The organism is Actinoplanes sp. 13, assembly GCF_056134165.1.
Genome location: NZ_JBVYOQ010000002.1, coordinates 622057 through 642045, shown reverse-complemented (window position 1 = coordinate 642045; position 19989 = coordinate 622057). Strand labels below are relative to the sequence as shown.

Sequence of the window (19989 nt, the reverse complement as noted above, 5' to 3'; positions counted from 1 at the left end):
TGTACGTTGGGACGTACGTCTGGAGGTGCAGGACATGAAGGTCATGACGATCAGCGAGGTGCGGCGCAACTTTGCGGCGGTGGTTGACGCGGTCATCGACGACGCGGAGGAGACAGTCATCCCCCGCGGCAACGGCAAGGCCGTGGTCATCGTCTCGCTGGACGAGTGGAACGCCATGAAGGAGTCGTTACACCTGCTCAGCACGCCCGAACGGGCCCGCCGCCTGCTGGAGAGCATCGCTCAGGCCGACGCCGGATCGACGCGTGAACAGCAGCTGACGGACCCGGACAGCTTGCGGCCGGAGCCGGATGGCGGCAAGGCCGTGGCATGAGGTTGAGCGTTCGCTTCACCTCGAACGCTTGGGATGATTACACCTCCTGGCGGAACCCCAAGGTGGTCCGGCGGATCAACCGGCTCATCGCCGACATTCAGCGAAATCCGGACGGCACAGGGCTCGGCAAGCCTGAGCATCTGCGCGGCGCGTTGTCGGGATGGCTGTCGCGCCGCATCGATGACGAACATCGGCTCGTCTATCGGGTGCGCGGCGACACCCTGGAGATCGCCGCCTGCGCCGGGCACTACGACGACAAGTGAAGCGAGGGCGCCGACGTCGAACGGCCGCCCGGGCGCGGGCGGTTGCGGTTCGGTCAGGCGTGGTCCGGGGCGTCGGACCGGCTCGGGGTTGTGGGGAGGTCGACGACGGTGGTCGAGCGGCCGATCACCTCGACGGCGTCGAGGGCGAGGAGCTGGTCGTCGACGGCGGCGAGCCGCCGCCGGGCCTCGTGCGGCACGTGCACCGGCGAGCCCGCCGCCAGCGGCAGCACGTGCAGGGTCACCTCGGCCCCCGGGCGGTATCCCGCGTCGACCAGGTTGACCGTCCAGCCCGAACCGTCCCAGAACCGGTCGGTCACGGTCACCCCGTCGATGCGCAACTCCCCGACGTCTCCCGCCCAGAAGATGCGCAGCAGCGGGTCGCGGTCCTCCTCGGCGGCCCAGGACGGCAGGGCCAGGCGGTAGACGGCGGCCAGCTCGCCGAAGACGTCGGGGCCGGGTGCGGAGGGCCGCCCCTCGTGCTTGCCGTAGGTCACCGGGACCGTCACCGCCGCGGAACGGACCGGGGTGGTGGCGACCGGGACGCGGATCCCGGGTTCGCACGGCACCGCGACGTCGGCGAAGGACCTGCTGGACGGGTCGTATACGCGTACCCCCGCAGTGCCCGTGGCCTTGACCGTCACCGGCCCGGAGGCGTCCCACTGGAGTTCGTCGTCGCTGAGCAGCAGCCGCCGGCCGCCGGCCTCGGCGATCCAGGCCGATCCGGCCGTCCCGGCCGGGAGGACGAGCACGTCGAGGGCGCCCAGCCGGACCGGGTGCAGGCCGGGGGTCACGTCGTGCACCTGGATCCCCCCGTCGGTGCGCACCGCGATCTCGGGGTCGATGCCGTTCTCGGCGATCAGGACGAACGTGGGCACCGGGCCGGGGAGCAGGGTGAGTGCGCTGGCGGTGGCCCAGGCGATCCGGACGCCGCCGGCGGTGAGGTTGACCGGCCAGCGGGCGAGGGTGCCGGGCGGCACGTCGACCGGCGCGGACGGGAGTTCGAGGTCGCCGTCGGCGAGGGTGACGCGGAAGCGGGCGCCGCGGTATGCCGGTAGCGGGACGTGCGGCTGGTGCCAGGCGATGAAGAGGAAGCCGCTGTCGCCGTCGCTGCGCAGCGCCCAGCGCAGGGTCCGGTCGTCCTCGACGCCGCCGGGGCGGACGTCGGGCAGGCTGGACGGCATCCCGGCGAGCCGGTCGCCGAACGCGGCGAGGAAGGCGTGCTGGTGGCGCAGCGCGGCGTGGCTGGGCGCGAGGGCGCCGGCCTCGCCGATGGGGGCGTGGAAGTCGTAGCCGAGGCGCGGCAGGTCGTTGGGGTAGCCGGTGGCGTGCGACTCCTGGAGGTCGGGTCCGGGGTTCGTGCCGCCGGCGTACATGTAGTAGCCCTGCCAGGCCGAGCCGTTGCCGATCTTGCAGTGGGCGATGGCGGCGACGTCGAGCGCGTCGGGGCGGGGCCGCCGGTGATAGGCGGTGGCCATCCCGCCGCCGAGTTCGCAGGTCGCGGGGGGAAACTCCGCGGACGGCGTGCGCGGGCCGCCCGAGGCTGCCACGATGGTCTGGGCGCGGCGCACGTCGGCACCGATGCCCGGGTCGTCCCAGACGTGCGAGAAGAAGTAGTGGTCCCGGAAGGTCGGGTCCCAGGGCGCGTCCGCGTCGACCCAGAACCCGTCGCCGTATCCACCGTAGAGCGGGAGGACCTCGCCGGCGGGCAGGTCGGCGCCGCCCCAGGCGGTGGCGGTCCAGAGCGGGGCGGTCAGGCCGGCCTCGCGGGCCAGCCGTTTGAGCGTGACCAGGTGCCGCGGCTGGTCGTAGAGCTCGTTCTCCAGCTGGATGCCGATGACCTTTTCCACCGACGGGCCCAGCGACTGCCCGATCTGCCCGAACCACTCGGCGACGAGCGCGAGGTATCCCGGGTCGTCGGTGCGGTGGCGGACCGGCGCGTGCTGCACCCAGTCGGGGAAGCCGCCGTTGCGGGACTCGCCGTGGCACCACGGGCCGATCCGCAGCACCACGTCGAGACCGGTCTCGACCGCCAGGTCGACGAACGCGGCCACGTCCAGGTTGCCGTCGAAGCGAGCCTCGCCACGGCGCGATGAGTGGTGCAGCCAGAAGATGTAGCTGGCCACGACCGTGACGCCGCCCGCCTTCATCTGCCGCAGGCGCTCCGCCCACCGGTGCCGCGGCACCCGGCTGAAGTGCATCTCGCCGGAGACCGGGACGACCGGGCGGCCGTCGCGGATCAGGTACCGGTTGGTCAGCGAGAGCCCGGCCCGCACGTCCTCGTCGTTGCTCATCCGCGGTCGGCGCAGCGGCGTCGCCCAGGGTTGGTGGCGGACGGAGAGCGGCATGGGATCAGCTCCTTGCGACATTGAACTGTAACCGGTCACAGACCGGCGAGTGCGAACGATACACAGGCGTAACGGGTGGGACGCAAGGTCTTGACACGGGGCCGTACCGGCAGCACTGTAACCGGTCACAGGGGCTGAGCCCCCGTCCCCGGCTTCCCGTTCCCGGCCAAGCCGATCAAGGAGGATCGATGAAGACGAAACTCGCGCCCCTCGCGGCCGCATTGACCTTGTTCGCCGTCACCGCCTGCACCAGCTCCGACCCGGGCACCTCGGGGGAGGAGCCCACCGGCCCCGTCTCCCTGACCTACTGGAGCTGGGCGCCGAACATGGAGAAGGTCGTGGAGGCCTGGAACGCGAAGAACCCGAACATCAAGGTCACCGTCAACAAGCAGGACGGCGGCGACCCCGCGGTCACCAAGCTGCTCACCGCGATCAAGGCCGGCAGCGGCGCACCGGACATCATGCAGGCCGAGTACCAGAAGATCCCCACTCTGGTCTCCGCCGACGCGATCACCGACATCGCCGCCGAGGCGGGCTCGCTCAAGGACAAGTTCCCGGAGGGCGCCTGGAACTCGGTCACCCTCGGCTCCGAGGCGGTGTACGGCGTGCCGCAGGACTCCGGCCCGCTGATGTTCTTCTACCGCTCCGACGTGTTCGAGAAGAACAACCTGCAGGCCCCGAAGACCTGGGACGAGTACGCCGCGGCCGCCGAGAAGATCCACCAGGCGGATCCGAAGCAGTACCTCGGCACGTTCTCGGCCACCGACGCCGGGCTCTTCGCCGGCCTCGCGCAGCAGGCCGGCGCCTCCTGGTGGGGCGTGAACGGCGACGCGTGGAGCGTCAGCATCAACGACGCCGCCACGCAGAAGGTCGCCTCGTACTGGGGCGGCCTGGTGGAGAAGGGCGTGATCGACAACAAGCCGATGTACACGCCGGAGTGGAACGCCGCGCTCAACGACGGCACGCAGGTCGGCTGGGTCAGCGCGGTCTGGGCGCCGGGCGTGCTCGAGGGCAGCGCGAAGGACACCAAGGGCAAGTGGAAGGCCGCGCCCATGCCGCAGTGGGACACCGCGGCACCGGCCACCGGCAACTGGGGCGGCTCGGCCACCAGCGTGACCACCCAGAGCAAGCACAAGAAGCAGGCCGCCCAGTTCGTGGCCTGGCTGAACAGCGACCCCGAGGCCCTCGAGCTGCTGGCCGGCACGGCCAACGTCTATCCGGCCGCCACCGACGCGACGAGCGTGCTGACCAGCCCGCCCGCGTTCTTCGAGGGCCAGGCGGACTTCTACACGCTCGCCGCCGAGGCCGCGAAGACCACCAAGCCGTTCACGTACGGCCCGAACGTGAACGTCGCGTACAGCGCGTTCAACGACGCCTTCGGCAAGGCCGCCGAGGCGAAGAAGGCCGCCGCCTTCACCGGCGCGCTCGCCACCATCCAGACGACCACCGTCGACGACCTGAAGAACACCGGGTTCACCGTCGCCGGATGACCCGGCCGCCCGGGCGGGCGCGCCCCGCCCGGGCCCCGGTCCTTCGCCACAGGAAGGTTCGGCGATGTCGCTGATCACACAAGCCCCCAGCAGCACCACTCCGGCCACGGTCCGGTCGGCCCCCCGGCGGAACGGCGCCCCGTACGCGTTCCTCGCCCCGGCGATGGTGCTCTTCGTACTCTTCCTCGCCGCGCCGATCGTGTACGCCGGTTACCTGAGTCTGCGCAAGGTTCAGGTCAGCGGGCTGGGCCTGGGCGCCAAGGCCCGGACCGAGGTGTGGGCCGGCCTGAGCAACTACACCCGGTCGCTCACCGACCCGGATTTCCTGCCCAGCGTGCTGCGGGTCGGGGCGTACGGGCTGATCGTCGTCCCCACCATGCTCGGCCTGGCCCTGCTGATGGCCCTGCTGCTGGACGCCGGTCGGACACGGGAGTCGATCGGCAGGTTCGCCCGGGTGTCGATCTTCCTGCCGTACGCGGTGCCGGCCGTGGTGGCCTCGCTGCTCTGGGGCTTCCTCTACCTGCCGCGGGTCAGCCCGATCACCGACGTCCTGGAGTCGGTCGGCATCGCCGCGCCGAACCTGCTCTCGTCGAGCGCGACCCTGTGGGCGGTGGCCAACATCGCGGTCTGGGGCGGCACCGGCTTCAACATGATCGTCATCTACACGGCACTGCGGGCGGTCCCGGCCAGCCTGTACGAGTCGGCCCGGATCGACGGCGCGTCGGAGGTCGCGATCGCCTGGCGCATCAAGATCCCCATCGTGATGCCGTCGCTGGTGATGACGTTCGTGTTCTCGCTGATCGCGACCCTCCAGGTGTTCGCCGAGCCGATGACGCTGCGCCCCCTCGCCAACACGATCTCCACGACCTGGACGCCGCTGATGAAGGTGTACCGGGACGCGTTCACCCGCAACGACATCTACGCGGCCGCCGCCACGTCGGTGATCATCGCGGTCGCCACGTTCCTCCTGTCCTTCGGCTTCCTGAAGCTGGTCGGCCGTCGCGCGTTCAACCAGGAGGACTGACATGTCCGCTGTCTCGATCAAGAAGCGGTCCTCGCTCGCCACCACGCTGCTCCTGCTCGGCGCGGCCTACTGCCTACTACCCGTCCTGTGGGTGCTGGTCGCCTCGACCAAGAGCGCCGGCGAGCTGTTCTCCACCTTCACGTTCGCGCCCAGCACCGCCCTCTGGGCCAACATCGTCGACCTGGCGAACTACCGCGACGGCCTGTACTGGCTGTGGATGGCGAACACCGTCCTCTACGCCGGTGTCGGCGCGGCCGCCGCCACGCTGATCTCCGCGATGGCCGGGTACGCCCTGGCCAAGTTCGAGTTCCGCGGCAAGAGCCTGATCTTCAACGTGATCCTGGCCGGCGTCCTGGTGCCCGGCGTGATCCTGGCGATCCCGCAGTACCTGCTGCTGGCGAAGGTCGGGATGACCAACACGTACTGGGCGGTGCTGCTGCCCAGCTTCATCAGCCCGTACGGCATCTACCTCGCCCGGATCTTCGCGGCGGCGGCGGTGCCCACCGAGATCCTGGAGGCGTCCCGCATCGACGGGGCCGGCGACTGGCGCACCTTCGCCCGGGTGGTGCTGCCGATGATGCGCACCGGCCTGGTGACCATCTTCCTGTTCACGTTCGTGGCGATCTGGAACAACTTCATGCTGCCGTACATCATGCTCGGGGACGACACCCTGTACCCGATCACGGTGGGGCTGAACGGCCTGCTCAACCAGGGCGCCAACCAGCCGGCCATGTACACGTCGGTGATCACCGGCGCGCTGCTCTCGATCGTCCCGCTGATCGCCCTGTTCCTCACGCTCCAGCGGTACTGGCAGGTCGACCTGGCCGCCGGCGGCGTGAAGGCCTGACTATGATCCCGAACGTGTCGCGCAAACGCCCCACCATCCGCGACGTCGCTCGCGAGGCCGGGGTGTCCTACGCGACGGTGTCCCGGGTGCTCAACGGGCGTGACTGGGTCAGCCCGGAGGCCGTCCGCGCGGTCCGCGACGCGATCGCCCGGACCGGGTACACCGCGAACCCGCATGCCCGCTCGCTGGCGACCGGCCGCTCCGGCTCGATCGCCTTCCTGCTCACCGAGCCGCAGCACCTGCTCTTCGAGGACCCGAACTTCTCGGTGCTGCTGCGCGGGGTCGCCCAGGCGCTGTCCGACCGGCAGCTGACGCTGATCCTGATGATCGCCTCCACCCCGGAGGAGCGCAGCCGCGCCATCGCGTACCTCTCCGGCGGCCACGTCGACGGCGTTCTGCTGGTCTCCCCGCACTCGGGCGACCCGCTGCTGCGGCAGCTGGTCCAGGCCGAGGTCCCGATCGTGGCCTGCGGGCAGGTGCTCGGCTTCGAGGACACGATCAGCTCGGTGTCGGCCGACGACTGGGGCGGCGGCCGGTCCGCGGTCGAGCACCTGCTCGCGGCCGGCTGCCGGCGGATCGCCACGATCACCGGACCGCAGGACACCTTCGGCGGCGTGTTCCGGCTGCGGGGTTACACCGACGCCCTGGCGGCGGCCGGCCTCGCCGTCGACCCGGCCTATGTGGTGCACGGCGACTGGAGCCGGGAGAGCGGCGCGGCCGGGATGCGCACGCTGCTCGCCCGGGTCCCCGAGGTGGACGCGGTCTTCGCGGCCTCCGACGCGATGGCCGCCGCCACGCTGCCGGTGCTGCGCGAGGCCGGCCGCGACGTCCCCGGCGACGTCCGGGTGGTCGGCTTCGACGACTCGGGGCTGGCCGCCACCACCGATCCGCCGCTCACCACCGTGCAGCACCCCCTGGAGCGCATCAGCGAGGAGATGGTCCGCCTCCTCGTCGATGTGATCGCCGGGCGCACGCCCTTGTCGATCACCGTGCCGACCAGCCTGGTGATCCGCTCCTCCTCCCCCGCCTGAGCCCCTCCGCTCAGGCCTCAGCGTGGGCCGGTCCCGCTCCCTCGGCCGGCTCCCGATTCCCGTACGGCACCATTTCGTCCCTTTAGTCCCCAAAGGAGCGTCATGAAACGCCTGTCCGCCGTGATCGCTGCTGTCCTGGCAGCGGTCCTCATCCCCACCGCCGCCCCAGCCGCCCCGGCGCACCGACTGTCGATGCTCGGTGCGGACGTCTCCACCCTTCCCCGCTCCCTCGAACTCGGCCAGAAGTTCTACGACGCCCGCGGCAAGCGCGCCGACCCGTACGACATCCTCGCCAAGGCCGGCGCCAACTACATGCGCCTGCGCATCTGGAACGACCCGGCCAGCGGGTACAGCAACAAGGCCAAGGTCCTCCAGCAGGCGAGGGCGATCAAGAAGGCCGGCCACAAGCTGCTGATCGACTTCCACTACTCGGACACCTGGGCCGACCCCGGCAAGCAGTTCACGCCGGCCGCGTGGGAGGGACACAACCTCGCGCAGCTCACGAAGGACGTCTACGACTACACCTACGACATCTGCACCAGCTTGAAACAGCAGGGCACCACGCCCGACAGCGTGCAGATCGGCAACGAGATCAACGTCGGCATGCTGTGGCCGGTCGGTTACGTCGCCGACAGCGACTTCGGCCCGGTCTCCCAGCTCCTCAACGCCGGGCACGACGCCACCAAGGCCTGCAACCGCAAGACCCAGGTCATGATCCACACCGCCCTGGCCGGCGACCCCGGCGCCGCCCGCTGGTTCTACGACGGCATCACCGCGGCCGGCGCCCGGTGGGACATCACCGCACTGAGCTATTACTGCATGTGGCACGGCAGCCTGGACAACCTGCGGTCGATCCTCACCGAGGTCCGGAGCCGTTACGGCAAACCCGTCGTGATCGCGGAGACCGCTTACCCCTGGACCACCGAGAACTTCGACCACCTCGAGAACATCATCCTTTCGCCGGCGCCCTGCGACGGCATCCCGGCCACCCGCCGGGGCCAGGCGCTGCAGTTCCAGCAGGTGCAGGACGCGGCCCGGGACGCCGGCGCGCTGGGCGTCTTCTACTGGGAGCCGACCTGGACCGCGATCGACGGCAACGGCTGGGACACCGAGGACATCGAGAACTCGGGCAACGCCTGGGAGAACATGGCCACCTTCGACGACCGCGGCCGGGTCAACCCGTACCTCCGCTGGGAGCGATGATGCGTCTCCTGAAAGCCGCCCTGGCCGGCCTCCTGCTGGTCGCCCTCACCCCCACCGCCGCCCAGGCGGCCCCGCTCACCATGCTCGGCGCCGACGTCTCCAGCCTGCAGCGCACCTTGGACCTCGGCGGCAAGTACTACCGGAACGGCGTCGCCACCGACCCGTACGACATCCTCAAGGGCGCCGGCGCCAACTACATGCGGCTACGGGTCTGGAACAACCCCGCCGGCGGCTACAACAACAAGGCGAAGGTCCTCCAGCAGGCCAAGGCGATCAAGGCCAAAGGCCTCAAGCTGATGATCGACTTCCATTACTCCGACACCTGGGCCGACCCCGGCAAGCAGTTCACCCCCGCCGCCTGGGCGTCGCATTCACTGGCCCAGCTCCAGACAGACGTCTACAACTACACCTACGACGTCTGCACCGCGCTGAAGGCGCAGGGGACCACCCCCGACAGCGTGCAGATCGGCAACGAGATCAACGTCGGCATGCTCTGGCCCCGCGGCCAGATCGTGAACAGCAACTTCGCCCCGCTCGCGGCGCTGCTCAAACAGGGTTACAACGCCACGAAGGCCTGCCACAGCGCGACCCAGGTGCTGATCCACACCGCCAACTCGGACAGCCTGTCCAACGCCCGCTGGTTCTACGACGGCATCCGCGCGGCCGGTGTCACCTGGGACGTCACCGCCCTCTCGTACTACTGCATGTGGCACGGCACGCTCGCCAACCTCTACAACGTCATCACCGACATGCGCACCCGGTACGGCAAGCCGGTCGTCGTGGTGGAGACCGCCTACCAGTTCACCGCCGCCGACGCCGACAGCGAGAAGAACTCCATCCCCGGCACCGTCCTCTGCGACAACATCCCCGCCAGCTGGGCCGGTCAGGCCCAGCAGTTCGCCTGGGTCCAGAACACCGCCCGCAACGCCGGCGCCGTCGGCGTCTTCTACTGGGAGCCCACCTGGTACGCCATCCGCGGCAACGGCTGGGACCCGGCGAACATCAACGGGACCGGGGACGGCTGGGACAACATGGCCACCTTCGACTGGTCCGGCAACGTCAACCCCGACCTGCGATGGACACCCTGATCATCGGGTCCTGCTGAGCGGCCCGGTCCGGCTTCTTCGCCGGACCGGGCCACTCCTTCGGTGGTACGCCCAGACCGGTGCCGGGGCCACCCCGCGACGTTCTCACCGGTCCGGGCCGCGGCGCGGCCGCCGGGCTGAGCTGCCCACTCCCCCTCACCCCACACCGCCCCGCTCCCAGTGCCACCTCGCCGGCAGCGTGGGGACTTCGGGTGCGGAACGAACCGCAGATCCCCACGCAGCACGGCCCGATATCAGCTCGACTCCCGGGAACCAGTCGTCTGCGCGTACCCCCGAAGGAAGAAACGGCTCGGCGCCGCCTCGCTCGGAGTGAGTGAGGCGGCGCCGAGGTGGCGTCCGGCCCGCGAGCCGGACTGCCACGGTTCAGGAGGAACGGGTGGCGGGGTGCCGCGGGTCGCCGTCAACACCGGCGGAACCCGGGGCGTCGCCCTCGGCCCCGTCGGACTGCCCGGCGCCGTCGGACTGCCAGGCGCCGTCGGACTGCCCGGCCCCATCGGACTGCCCGGCCCCATCGGACTGAGCGGAACCGGCCGGCCGAGCGGAACCGTCCGGCTGGGCAACACCGGCGGGCTTGACGGCGTCGGCGGCGTGCTTGCCGCGCGGGGCGTCCGCGTCCGGGGCCTTGCGCTGCAGGGCCGCCCCCTCCACGTCGAGCTCCGGGAGCCACCGCAGCCAGCGCGGGAGCCACCAGGCGGACCGGCCGAGGAGCGCGAGCGCCGCCGGCACGGCGATCATGCGGACGATGAAGGCATCGAACGCGATGCCCACCGCCAGCGCGAACGCGATCGGTTTGATCGTGTCGTTGCCCTCCGGGACGAAGGCCGCGAAGACCGCGAACATGATCGTCGCCGCGGCGACCACGACCGGGGCGGCCTGGCGGAAGCCGGTGACGATCGCGTCGCGCGGGGCGGCACCGTGGGCGTGCGCCTCGTGCATGCGGGAGACCAGGAAGACCTGGTAGTCCATGGCGAGGCCGAAGAGGATGCCGACGATGATGATCGGCGCCAGGCTGAGGATGGGGCCGGTGGAACCGGCGTTGACGGCGTCCGCGGCCCAGCCCCACTGGAAGACGGCGACCGTGGCGCCGAACGCGGCGCCGATGGTGAGCAGGAAGCCGAGCACGCCGACGACCGGGACCAGCAGCGAGCGGAAGACCAGCACCAGCAGGACGAAGGCCAGGCCGACGACCAGGGCGAGGTAGACCGGGAGCGCGTCGTTGAGCTTCTGCGACACGTCGATGCTGACCGCGGTGTTGCCGGTGACGTAGACCTCGGCGCCGTCGCGGTCGTCGACCGTGTCGCGGATCGAGCGCACCAGCTCGATGGTCTTCTCGTCCTCGGGGCCGGACGCCGGGATGATCGTGATGAGGGCGGCCGACTGGTCCTGGCTGGGCCGGGCGGGCAGGGTCAACGCGACGTCCGGCAGGCCGGCGACCTGCTTCTGCACCTCACCGGCGTAGCTGACGGCGTTCGGGCCGTCGACGAGGATCAGCAGCGGGTTGCTGACGCCGGGGCCGAAGCGGGTGTCCATGATGCTCTGCGCCTTGGCCTGGGTGCTGCCCTCGGCGGCGCGCTGGTTGAGCGTGGTCTCCATCGAGAAGAACGGGATCGCGATGACGGCGAGCGCGGCGACCGCGAGGATCAGGCTGAGCAGTCGCTGCCGGGTGACCATGTGCGCCCAGGCGCGGATGAAGCCGCGGCCCACGGGCAGGTCCTCCCCGTCGACCGGCGGCAGGTCGCGCACCTTGCGGGGCAGCGCCTTCAGCTTGATGAAGCCGAGGATGGCCGGGACCAGGGTGATGGCGATGAGCACCGCGATGACGATGGTGGCCGCCGCGGCGATGCCCATCTCGCTGAGGAACGGGATGCCGACCACGGAGAGACCGGCGAGCGCGATCACCACGGTGAGGCCGGCGGTGACCACGGCCGCGCCGGCGGTGCCGACCGCCATCGCCGCGGCGGCCTCGACGGGGAGGCCGCGGCGCAGCTCGTGCCGGTGCCGGGTGACGATGAACAGCGCGTAGTCGATGCCGACCGCCAGGCCCAGCATCACCGCCAGGATCGGGGTGGTGGACTGCAGGTCCACGAAGCCGGTGAGCGTGACGATGCCGGCCGCGCCGATGCCGACGCCGACGATCGCGGTCAGCAGGTTCATGCCGGCGGCGACCAGCGAGCCGTACGTCAGGGCCAGCACGATCAGCGCGACCACCACGCCGAGGATCTCGGAGGCGCCGCCGATGTCGGCGGGGTTGCTGAGCGCCTCCCCGCGCGCCTCCACGGTCAGCCCGCCGAAGCGACCGGCGTCGACCGCGCTGAGCACGGCGGCCCGCTGGTCGTCGGTGACCTCGGACGGCTGCACGGTGTAGGTGACCGTGCTGTATGCGGCGCTCTGGTCCCGGGAGACGGCCGGCTGTTGCGGGTCGAGCGGGTTGCTCGCCGAGGCGACGCCGGGCAGCTCCGTGAGGCTGCCGACCACCTTGGCGACCTGCGCGGCGTTGGCCGGGTCGGTGACCTTCTGGCCGGCCGGCGCCTCGAACACCACCTGGACGGTGGCGCCGGACGAGGCCGCACCGAACTTCTCCGTCATCAGGTCGAGCGCGGTGGTCGACTCCTGGCCGGGAATGCTGAACGTGTTCGCCGTGGTGCCGGAGAGCGTGACGGCACCGGCGCCGACGGCCACCAGGGCCACCAGCCAGGCGAGCGTGACGGCTATCCGGTGGCGTGCCGACGCCAGACCGAGGCGATGCAGCAGGGTTGCCATGGTGGGGAATCCCTTTGTGTTAGTGGTGGTGTCCGAGGGCGTCGTAGCCGACCTCGACGAGGACTGCTCTCGCTTCGGGAGTCATGTGGTCGCGCAGCGCCACGCTCGCCACCGCGAGGGCGCCGAGCGCGCCGGTGACCCGCAGGGTCCGGGTCGGGTCGCAGAGGAACTCGACGCCGAAGGCCGCGCCGACGCCGGCGCCGACCTCCTCCAGGGAGGCGCCCATCTCCCCTTCCGGCGAGCTGACCAGCGAGGTGAGCAGGAGCGCGACGGCGCCGGGCTGGGCCAGCGCGAGGCCGGCGAACGCCGTGATCACCGCCCGGTCGCGTTCCGGGCCGGGCGGGAGCCCGGCGACACCGGACGTGATCTCGCGAATCTGCCGGACGCAGCGCTCGACGACCGCCTCCTGCAGCGCCTCCTTGGTGGGGAAGCGGTGCAGCAGGCCGGTCTTGGAGTAGCCCACCGTGTCGGCGATGCGCTGGACCGACGTCTCCTTGAACCCGTGCCGGGCGAACAGGAGCGCGGCAGCGTCCAGGATCTCGTCGTCGATCTGCTGCCTGGTTGGACGCGGCATAGGACCACCGTAGACCGTTGGGGACCAAGTCGGTCCAGGAGGGACCGTGTTGGTCCCCACACTTCATCCGGCAGCGTGGCGGTTACCCGCTGAAGGGGTGACCAACCATCAGGCCCGCGAGGTACGGATCGGGTCCGTCCACCGTCCGCCCGAAGACCAGCGGCCCCTCCTCGCACTCGACCAGATGGACCGGCAGCCACGTCGGGCGCACCCCGGCGGGCTCGGCGGACACCGGCACGACCGGCCCGGTGAAGTCGGCGAGATCGTCGCGAGCGAGCAGGTCGCCCACCGCGCCGGCCGGCAGCGACGTCACCCCGGGCGCGGGGTGGAACCTGGTGCCGTCCGGCAGCGTCAACTCGGGCGCCCGCAGCCATGTCGAGGCGATCACGCACGAGTACGGCACCGGGGCGCCGGCGAACCCGTCGAAACGCAGCAGCAGCCGCCTGCCCTGGTGCAGCTGATATCGGCGGCCGTCGGCGAGCGACCGCCGGCCCAGGGCGGTCAGCGTCAGCCTGCCGTCGCCGTCGCGGGCGAGGTGCCCGATCCCGGCCAGGCACCGCAGCGCCCGAGCGACGGTCGCCTGCTCCACGCCGAAGGACGCGGCCAGTTCGGCGGTGTCCACCAGGCCGCTGTCGTGCACCGCACGGGCGAGATGGCGGTCGAAGACGTCGTAGGGCCGGCTCTCCCGCACCGTGGCGACCACTTCGGTGGCCCACATCGGCAGCAGCAGCGGGACGATCCGCACCGGCCGCACGCCGGGCAGCGCCTCGACCCGCCGGGTCACCTCACTCAACGACAGGCAAACCCCGTCGCCCTCGTCGCGTTTCAGATCGACAGAGGTCGACAGCATCGGACCACCATAGTCGCGGCCCCCGAGGCGGGGAACAGCGGGCGCGGGCCGGCCGCCACGCTAGGGTGCGGATCATGCGCTCTGCTGACCTGATCCTCACGGGTGGCCCGGTCTTCGGCACGCGCGGGTACGCCACCACGGTGGCCGTCCGGGACGGGCGGATCCTCGCGGCCGGCGCCGACGACGTGCGGGAACTGGCCGGCCCGCGCACCGAGATCGTGGACCTGCGCGGGCGGCTGCTGCTCCCCGGTTTCCAGGACGCCCACGTGCACGCGGTGATGGGCGGGATGGAGCTCAACCAGTGCGACCTGACCGGGACGGTCGACGTCGGCGAGTACCTGCGCCGGATCCGCTCCTACGCGGACGCCCACCCGTCGGCCGGGTGGATCGCCGGCGGCGGCTGGGCGATGGAAAGCTTCCCCGGCGGGGTGCCGGGCCGGGAACTGCTCGACCGGGTGGTGCCCGACCGCCCGGTCTATCTGCTGAACCGGGACCACCACGGCGCCTGGGTGAACAGCCGGGCCCTGGAGCTGGCCGGGATCACCGCGGACACCCCGGACCCCGCCGACGGCCGGATCGACCGCGCCGCCGACGGCTCGCCGGCCGGCGGGCTCCAGGAGGGCGCCATGCAGCTGGTGGCCGCGCTGCTGCCCGAGGTGACCCCGGCGGAACGGCTGGCCGGCCTGTTCCGGGCCCAGGAGCTGCTGCATTCGCTCGGCGTGACGGCCTGGCAGGACGCGATGGTCTGCGCGACGAACGGCTATCCGGACGTCTCCGACGCCTACCGGACCGCGGCCGCCGACGGCACCCTGACCGCGACCGTGGTCGGCGCGCTCTGGTGGGACCGGGACCGCGGCGCCGAGCAGATCCCCGAGCTGGTGGACAAGCGTGAGCGGTTCACCCTGGGGCGGCTGCGCAGCGACAGCGTGAAACTGATGCTGGACGGGGTGGCAGAGAACTTCACCGCGGCGATGACCTCGCCCTACCGGGACGGCTGCGGCTGTGCCACCACGAACACGGGGCTGTCGTTCATCGACCCGGCGCTGCTGCCGCGATATGTCACCGAGCTGGACGCGCTGGGCTTCCAGACGCACTTCCACGCGCTCGGCGACCGGGCCGTCCGCGAGGCGCTGGACGCGATCGCGGCGGCCCGCCGCGCGAACGGGTTCCGGGACACCCGGCCGCACCTGGCGCACCTGCAGGTGGTGCATCCGCGGGACGTGCCGCGGTTCCGGGAGCTGGGCGCGTCGGCCAACCTCCAGGCCTACTGGGCGTCGCACGAGCCGCAGATGGACGACCTGACCATCCCGTTCCTGGACCCGGCGCTCGCCGCCCGGCAGTACCCGTTCGGCGACCTGCGGCGGGCCGGCGCGCACCTGGCGGCGGGCAGCGACTGGCCGGTGACCACGCCGGATCCGCTCCAGGCGGTGCACGTGGCGGTCAACCGGGTGCACCACGGCGCCGAATACGAGCCGTTCCTCGGCGAGCAGGCGCTCGATCTGGCGACGGCGCTGACCGCGTACACCGCGGGCTCGGCCCATGTGAACCGGCTGGACGACACCGGCACGCTGCGGCCGGGCAACCGGGCGGACCTGGTGGTGCTCGACCGGGACCCGTTCGCGGCGCCGGCGGACGAGATCGGCGAGACGCGCGTCGCGCTCACCTTCATCGACGGACAGCGGGTGTACGCGGCCCGTGACGCGTGACGGCGCGGTCCGGGACGTGTGACGGCCCGGACCGCGTACCGCCTCACTTCTCGGCGGGCTGGTCCGCGGCGCCGGCGTCCTCGTCGGTCTCGAGCGGCTGCTCACCGGACTGCGCGTGCCGGGCCTGCACCGGGTGCTGGGACTGTGCCGGCTGCGGGGACTGAACCGGCTGCTGCTGAGCCGGCTGCTGCTGAGCCGGCTGCTGCCGGGCCGGGTCGGCCTCGAGCTCCTCGGGAACCGGCTCCGCCTCCAGCACCTCGCCGGTCACCTGCGGCACGTCCATCCAGAGGGCACGCAGCTGGCCCTGCATGAACGCGGTGAGCCGGCCCCGGTACTCCCGGTCGAAGTTCTCCAGCGCCTCGATCTGCTGCTGCAGAGCCTCCCGCTTGACGCCGAGGCTGCCGACCACGTCGTCGTACCGCTGCTGGGCCTGGTGCCGGAGCTGCTCGGCGCCGGCCACCGCGTCCGCGCCGATGGTCTCGGCCCGCGACCGGGCGTCCGCCACGATCTTCTCGGCGTTGCGGCGGGCCTCCTCGGCGTGCGACTGCGCGTCGCGGCCGATCTGCTCGGCCGCGGCACGCGCCTCGGCCAGCACCCGGTCGGCCTCCCGGCGGACGTTGTTCGCGTGCGCCTGGGCGTCCCGGGCGATCTGCTCCGCGGCGGCCAGCGCATCCGTACGGATCTTGTCCGCGTGGTGCTGGGCGCTCGCGACGTGCTCCTCAGCGGTCCGCTGGGCGAGGGCCAGAACCTGCAGCGCCTGGTTCGGCAGGCCGGGGTTGGGTGCGATCACAGCATGCTCCGACGTCTCACCATTCGTACCGTTGAGCAGCAACTTCGACACGATCCTTCACTGATTGCCAGTCTGTCGTCCGCACCGGCCGGGCCGGTGCCGCTCCGGCGACCCTGCACCGGGGCGCTGACATGATCGGCGGATGCTACCAAGCTGACGACGGCGGTCGCGAGAGATCTTCAGTAACCGAACGGGCACACCCGGCAGCCGTTTCGGCCGTTGGGGACAAAAAAGTCAAATCGCCTATTAGGCTCGATATGTTCTGGCCCGACGCCCTGAGGGAAAAGCATGGTTAACCGCCGCTCACTGGTCCTGCTGACCGCCGCCATGATGACCGGGACCGCCCTGCTGGGCAGCGGGGCGCAAGCCGCCGCGCCCCGGTTCCAGGTCGCGGTCTGGAGCATGGACGAGCCCCCGGGCGCCACTCGGATGATCGACAGCAGCGGCCACGCCCACCACGGCACGATCGGCAACGAGGTGGGCACCGGAACGCCGGTCGGCCCCTACAGCGGCGGCTACCACTTCGAGCGTCTCGAGCCGGACACCCCGCCGGCCCGGCCGGGACACCTGGTGGCGGTGCCGCACCACCCGGCCCTGAACCCGGAGAGCCGGGACTTCGGGGTGACGGTGCGGCTGCGCACCACCAACAAGTTCGGCAACATCATCCAGAAGGGCCAGGCCACGGTCGCCGGGGGCAGCTTCAAGCTGCAGATCCCGAACGGGCGGGTGGAGTGCACGTTCCGGGGCGCCAAGGGCACCCGGGAGGTGTTCGCGCCGCGCCCGATCAACGACGGGGCCTGGCACGTGGTCCAGTGTGTCCGGTTGCAGGGCGGGGTCGCGCTGTTCATCGACGGGCAGCGGGTGGCGGCGCGGGCCGGCTGGACCGGGCCGATCGCGAACGCGTGGCCGGTGTCGATCGGCGGGAAGCTGGACTGCGACCAGGTCGAGGTGGGCTGCGACTACTTCGCCGGCGAGCTCGACTACATCTCCCTCGAAGCCCGCTGAGCCGCGTGACTTGAGCTGTGTGTGAAGTTCGGGCTCGATTCGAGCCCGAACTTCACACACTGACGGCGCAGGTCAGCCCGGCGGCCGCGCTGCGGCCCGGACGGACCGCCCGGGCCGCGGTGTAGCGCGAGACTGTACTGGGCGTACCCAAAAGAAGATCTCAGCGCCCGAAGCCGCGGGCCAGGCGATAATAGGCCTGGTTCCAGCGCACCTCCTTGACGAACGACCGGGTGGTGGTCGACCCGTCGATGACCAGCAGCTCGGTGCCGACCATCTCGGCCAGGTCGGCGAGTTCCTCGGCGCCCACCGCGGCCGACAGCACCGTGTGGTGCGGACCGCCGGCCGTCAGCCAGCACTCGGCCGACGTGGAGAGCGACGGCGCCGGCTTCCAGACCGCGCGGGCCACCGGCAGCTTGGGCAGCGGCTCGGTCGGCGGCACCACCTCGATCTCGTTGGCGACCAGCCGGAAGCGCTCGCCCAGGTCGGCCAGACCGAGAACGATCGCCGGGCCGGGCGCCGCGTCGAAGACCATCCGGACCGGGTCCTCGCGGCCGCCGATGCCGAGCGGGTGGATCTCCAGCCGGGGCGTGCCGGCCGCGATGGTCGGGCAGACCTCGAGCATGTGCGCACCGAGGATGACCTCGTTGCCGGGCGTGAGGTCGTAGGTGTAGTCCTCCATGAAGGAGGTCGCACCGCCGGGGGCCATCGCCTTGAGGGTGTGCACCAGGACCGAGGTCTTCCAGTCGCCCTCGCCGCCGAAGCCGTACCCGTCGGCCATCAGGCGCTGCACCGCGAGGCCGGGCAGCTGCCGAAGGCCGCCGAGGTCCTCGAAGTTGCTGGTGAAGGCCTTGAAGCCGCCCTCGGTCAGGAACTGCCGGAGGCCGGCCTCGATGCGTGCGGCGTAGCGGAGGGAGTCGAGCCGCTCGTCCAACAGCTCCGGGGCGATCTCGTAGACGTCCTGGTATTCCGTCACCAGCTTGTCGATCTCACTGTCCAGCACCTGGTCGACGACCGCCACCAGGTCGTTCACCCCGTAGGTGTTGACCGAGACCCCGAAGCGCAGCTGCGCCTCGACCTTGTCCCCCTCGGTGACCGCGACGTCGCGCATGTTGTCGCCGAAGCGGGCCAGCTTCAGGCTGCGCATGGCGGCGTACCCGCGGGCCGCCCGCACCCAGGTCGCGATCCGCGCCACCACGGCCGGGTTGCTGACGTGCCCGGCGACCGTCTTGCGCGGCACGCCGAGCCGGCTCTCGATGAACCCGAACTCCCGGTCGCCGTGCGCGGCCTGGTTGAGGTTCATGAAGTCCATGTCGATCTCGGACCAGGGCAGCGCGACGTTGTGCTGGGTGTGCAGGTGCAGCAGCGGGGCGCGCAGCGCGTCCAGACCGGCGATCCACATCTTCGCCGGGGAGAACGTGTGCATCCAGGTGATCACGCCGAGCACGCCGGGCGTCGACGAGGCCTGCCGGCAGACGTCGAGGATCTGCTCGGCCGACGTGAGCACCGGCTTCCACACGACGTCGGCGTCGAGCTGCGCGCCGAGCGCCCGGGCGATCTCCTGCGACTGGGCGGCCACCTGGTCCAGGGTCTCCGGGCCGTAGAGTCCCTGGCTGCCGGTGAGGAACCAGACTTCCCCGTTGCTCATCTATTTCACCTTTCTGGTGACGAGCCGCTGCATGACGATGAACGCGAAGAGCAGGACGCCGACGATGATCCGGGTCCAGGCCGCGTTCAGGTCGCCCTGGAACGTGATGATGGTCTGGATCAGACCGGTGACCATGACGCCGAGCAGGGTGCCCCAGACGTACCCGGATCCGCCGGTCAGCAGCACGCCGCCGATGACGCAGGCGGCGATCGCGTCCAGCTCCAGGCCGTTGCCCTGCAGTGCCCAGCCGGAGGTCGAGTTGATGCTGAACAGCACGCCTCCGAGCGCGGCGCAGAAGCCGCTGAGCGTGTAGACCAGGATCCTGGTCCGCGCCACGGGCAGGCCCATCAGCAGCGCCGAGTCGGCGTTGCCGCCGATGGCGTAGACGTTGCGGCCGAACCGGGTCCAGGCCAGCACGGCGGCGGCGATCAGCACCGCGGCGAGCGCCACCAGGGCGATCGGCTTGGTGACGACGCCGTCGGCGAGCGGGATCCGGTACTGCGAGATGGCCCGCCAGGTCTCGTCCCGGATCGGGATCGAGCTCTGGTTGATGAACAGCGCGATGCCGCGTGCCAGGAAGAGCCCGGCCAGCGTGGCGATGAACGGCTCCACCTTGAAGTAGTGGATCACCGCGCCCTGGGCGGCGCCGAGCAGGGAGCCGAGACCCAACACCATGATCAGTACGACCAGCGGCGGCCAGCCACCCTGCAGCAGCGTCGCGGTCAGCGTGGTGGTCATCGAGATGACCGCGCCGACCGACAGGTCGATGCCGCCGGTGAGGATCACGAAGGTCATCCCGACCGCGACGACCAGCAGCACCGCGTTGTCACGGAACAGGTTGACCAGCACGCTGGGCTGGCCGAAGTTCTCGTAGCTCGCGACGCCGCCGCCGTACATCAGGATCAGCAGGACGAGGGTCGCGAGGATCGGGATGTACTTGGTGTTCGGCCGGTAGACGCGCCGGCGTGGGTTGGCCGGGTCTCCCGGCTTCTGCCCGGTCTCCGGGCTCATGTCGATGG

17 protein-coding genes are annotated in these 19989 nt (G+C 71.2%); 10 read left to right on the top strand and 7 right to left on the bottom strand.

The annotated features are described in order from the left end of the window. Nucleotides 1–34: 34 nt before the first annotated feature. Both AC0NH5_RS07410 and AC0NH5_RS07405 read left to right on the top strand, forming a co-directional pair. The gene (locus tag AC0NH5_RS07410; RefSeq protein WP_474401233.1) at nt 35–331 is read left to right on the top strand and encodes a type II toxin-antitoxin system Phd/YefM family antitoxin; all 297 of its coding nucleotides are present in this window, start codon (nt 35–37) and stop codon (nt 329–331) included. Further along, nucleotides 328–594 carry a Txe/YoeB family addiction module toxin gene (locus AC0NH5_RS07405; RefSeq protein WP_474401231.1) on the top strand — a complete coding sequence of 89 codons (267 nt, stop codon included), beginning with the start codon at nt 328–330 and terminating at the stop codon, nt 592–594. Before AC0NH5_RS07410 ends, AC0NH5_RS07405 begins: the two co-directional genes overlap by 4 nt. 53 nt (nt 595–647) lie before the next feature. On the opposite strand, the gene AC0NH5_RS07400 is transcribed toward AC0NH5_RS07405, so the two are convergent. Next, entirely contained in the window at nt 648–2939 is a 2292-nt protein-coding gene (locus AC0NH5_RS07400) for a beta-galactosidase (protein WP_474401229.1), read from the bottom strand. A gap of 188 nt (nt 2940–3127) precedes the next feature. On the opposite strand from AC0NH5_RS07400, the gene AC0NH5_RS07395 reads away from it, so the two are divergent. The 6 genes from AC0NH5_RS07395 (at nt 3128) to AC0NH5_RS07370 (ending at nt 9622) form a co-directional block, all read left to right on the top strand. Further along, nucleotides 3128–4429: an ABC transporter substrate-binding protein gene (locus AC0NH5_RS07395; protein ID WP_474401228.1), complete on the top strand. Its 1302-nt coding sequence runs from the start codon at nt 3128–3130 to the stop codon at nt 4427–4429. 64 nt (nt 4430–4493) lie between these two features. After that, nucleotides 4494–5453 (top strand): carbohydrate ABC transporter permease, encoded by a 960-nt coding sequence (locus tag AC0NH5_RS07390; RefSeq protein ID WP_474401226.1) that lies wholly within the window; start codon nt 4494–4496, stop codon nt 5451–5453. Nucleotide 5454: 1 nt separating this feature from the next. Beyond that, nucleotides 5455–6300 carry a carbohydrate ABC transporter permease gene (locus tag AC0NH5_RS07385; RefSeq protein ID WP_474401224.1) on the top strand — a complete coding sequence of 282 codons (846 nt, stop codon included), beginning with the start codon at nt 5455–5457 and terminating at the stop codon, nt 6298–6300. A gap of 14 nt (nt 6301–6314) precedes the next feature. Next, entirely contained in the window at nt 6315–7331 is a 1017-nt protein-coding gene (locus AC0NH5_RS07380; RefSeq protein WP_474401222.1) for a LacI family DNA-binding transcriptional regulator, read from the top strand. 102 nt (nt 7332–7433) lie between these two features. Continuing rightward, nucleotides 7434–8534, top strand: coding sequence for a glycoside hydrolase family 53 protein (locus AC0NH5_RS07375; protein ID WP_474401220.1), 1101 nt, complete (start codon nt 7434–7436; stop codon nt 8532–8534). Further along, complete coding sequence (locus AC0NH5_RS07370; protein WP_474401218.1) at nt 8531–9622, top strand: glycoside hydrolase family 53 protein; 1092 nt, start codon at nt 8531–8533, stop codon at nt 9620–9622. Before AC0NH5_RS07375 ends, AC0NH5_RS07370 begins: the two co-directional genes overlap by 4 nt. Nucleotides 9623–10003: 381 nt before the next feature. Here the strand turns inward: AC0NH5_RS07370 and AC0NH5_RS07365 are convergent, their stop codons facing one another. The 3 genes from AC0NH5_RS07365 to AC0NH5_RS07355 form a co-directional block, all read right to left on the bottom strand. Next, nucleotides 10004–12400, bottom strand: coding sequence for an MMPL family transporter (locus AC0NH5_RS07365; protein WP_474401217.1), 2397 nt, complete (start codon nt 12398–12400; stop codon nt 10004–10006). Nucleotides 12401–12419: 19 nt separating this feature from the next. Then, nucleotides 12420–12974, bottom strand: coding sequence for a TetR/AcrR family transcriptional regulator (locus AC0NH5_RS07360; protein WP_474401216.1), 555 nt, complete (start codon nt 12972–12974; stop codon nt 12420–12422). An 82-nt stretch (nt 12975–13056) separates the two neighbouring features. Beyond that, nucleotides 13057–13824 (bottom strand): helix-turn-helix domain-containing protein, encoded by a 768-nt coding sequence (locus AC0NH5_RS07355; RefSeq protein ID WP_474401214.1) that lies wholly within the window; start codon nt 13822–13824, stop codon nt 13057–13059. A 74-nt stretch (nt 13825–13898) separates the two neighbouring features. Here AC0NH5_RS07355 and AC0NH5_RS07350 point away from each other — a divergent pair, with 74 nt between their 5' ends. Beyond that, the gene (locus AC0NH5_RS07350; RefSeq protein ID WP_474401212.1) at nt 13899–15530 is read left to right on the top strand and encodes an amidohydrolase; all 1632 of its coding nucleotides are present in this window, start codon (nt 13899–13901) and stop codon (nt 15528–15530) included. Between the two features lie 43 nt (nt 15531–15573). On the opposite strand, the gene AC0NH5_RS07345 is transcribed toward AC0NH5_RS07350, so the two are convergent. Then, nucleotides 15574–16320 carry a hypothetical protein gene (locus tag AC0NH5_RS07345; RefSeq protein WP_474401210.1) on the bottom strand — a complete coding sequence of 249 codons (747 nt, stop codon included), beginning with the start codon at nt 16318–16320 and terminating at the stop codon, nt 15574–15576. Nucleotides 16321–16608: 288 nt separating this feature from the next. On the opposite strand from AC0NH5_RS07345, the gene AC0NH5_RS07340 reads away from it, so the two are divergent. Next, the gene (locus AC0NH5_RS07340) at nt 16609–17325 is read left to right on the top strand and encodes a laminin G domain-containing protein (RefSeq protein WP_474401208.1); all 717 of its coding nucleotides are present in this window, start codon (nt 16609–16611) and stop codon (nt 17323–17325) included. Between the two features lie 160 nt (nt 17326–17485). On the opposite strand, the gene araA is transcribed toward AC0NH5_RS07340, so the two are convergent. Continuing rightward, nucleotides 17486–18970, bottom strand: a complete 1485-nt coding sequence (gene araA, locus AC0NH5_RS07335; protein ID WP_474401207.1) for an L-arabinose isomerase — start codon at nt 18968–18970, stop codon at nt 17486–17488. Next, complete coding sequence (gene yjfF, locus AC0NH5_RS07330) at nt 18971–19981, bottom strand: galactofuranose ABC transporter, permease protein YjfF (RefSeq protein WP_474401402.1); 1011 nt, start codon at nt 19979–19981, stop codon at nt 18971–18973. Nucleotides 19982–19989 lie beyond the last annotated feature (8 nt).

Coding starts and splice junctions, on each gene's coding strand:
- AC0NH5_RS07405 (WP_474401231.1), top strand. CDS start 328: ATGAGGTTGAGCGTTCGCTTCACCTCGAACGCTTGGGATGATTACACC.
- AC0NH5_RS07410 (WP_474401233.1), top strand. CDS start 35: ATGAAGGTCATGACGATCAGCGAGGTGCGGCGCAACTTTGCGGCGGTG.
- AC0NH5_RS07350 (WP_474401212.1), top strand. CDS start 13,899: ATGCGCTCTGCTGACCTGATCCTCACGGGTGGCCCGGTCTTCGGCACG.
- AC0NH5_RS07375 (WP_474401220.1), top strand. CDS start 7,434: ATGAAACGCCTGTCCGCCGTGATCGCTGCTGTCCTGGCAGCGGTCCTC.
- AC0NH5_RS07365 (WP_474401217.1), bottom strand. CDS start 12,400: ATGGCAACCCTGCTGCATCGCCTCGGTCTGGCGTCGGCACGCCACCGG.
- AC0NH5_RS07385 (WP_474401224.1), top strand. CDS start 5,455: ATGTCCGCTGTCTCGATCAAGAAGCGGTCCTCGCTCGCCACCACGCTG.
- AC0NH5_RS07390 (WP_474401226.1), top strand. CDS start 4,494: ATGTCGCTGATCACACAAGCCCCCAGCAGCACCACTCCGGCCACGGTC.
- AC0NH5_RS07370 (WP_474401218.1), top strand. CDS start 8,531: ATGATGCGTCTCCTGAAAGCCGCCCTGGCCGGCCTCCTGCTGGTCGCC.
- AC0NH5_RS07360 (WP_474401216.1), bottom strand. CDS start 12,974: ATGCCGCGTCCAACCAGGCAGCAGATCGACGACGAGATCCTGGACGCT.
- yjfF (WP_474401402.1), bottom strand. CDS start 19,981: ATGAGCCCGGAGACCGGGCAGAAGCCGGGAGACCCGGCCAACCCACGC.
- AC0NH5_RS07355 (WP_474401214.1), bottom strand. CDS start 13,824: ATGCTGTCGACCTCTGTCGATCTGAAACGCGACGAGGGCGACGGGGTT.
- araA (WP_474401207.1), bottom strand. CDS start 18,970: ATGAGCAACGGGGAAGTCTGGTTCCTCACCGGCAGCCAGGGACTCTAC.
- AC0NH5_RS07400 (WP_474401229.1), bottom strand. CDS start 2,939: ATGCCGCTCTCCGTCCGCCACCAACCCTGGGCGACGCCGCTGCGCCGA.
- AC0NH5_RS07395 (WP_474401228.1), top strand. CDS start 3,128: ATGAAGACGAAACTCGCGCCCCTCGCGGCCGCATTGACCTTGTTCGCC.
- AC0NH5_RS07340 (WP_474401208.1), top strand. CDS start 16,609: ATGGTTAACCGCCGCTCACTGGTCCTGCTGACCGCCGCCATGATGACC.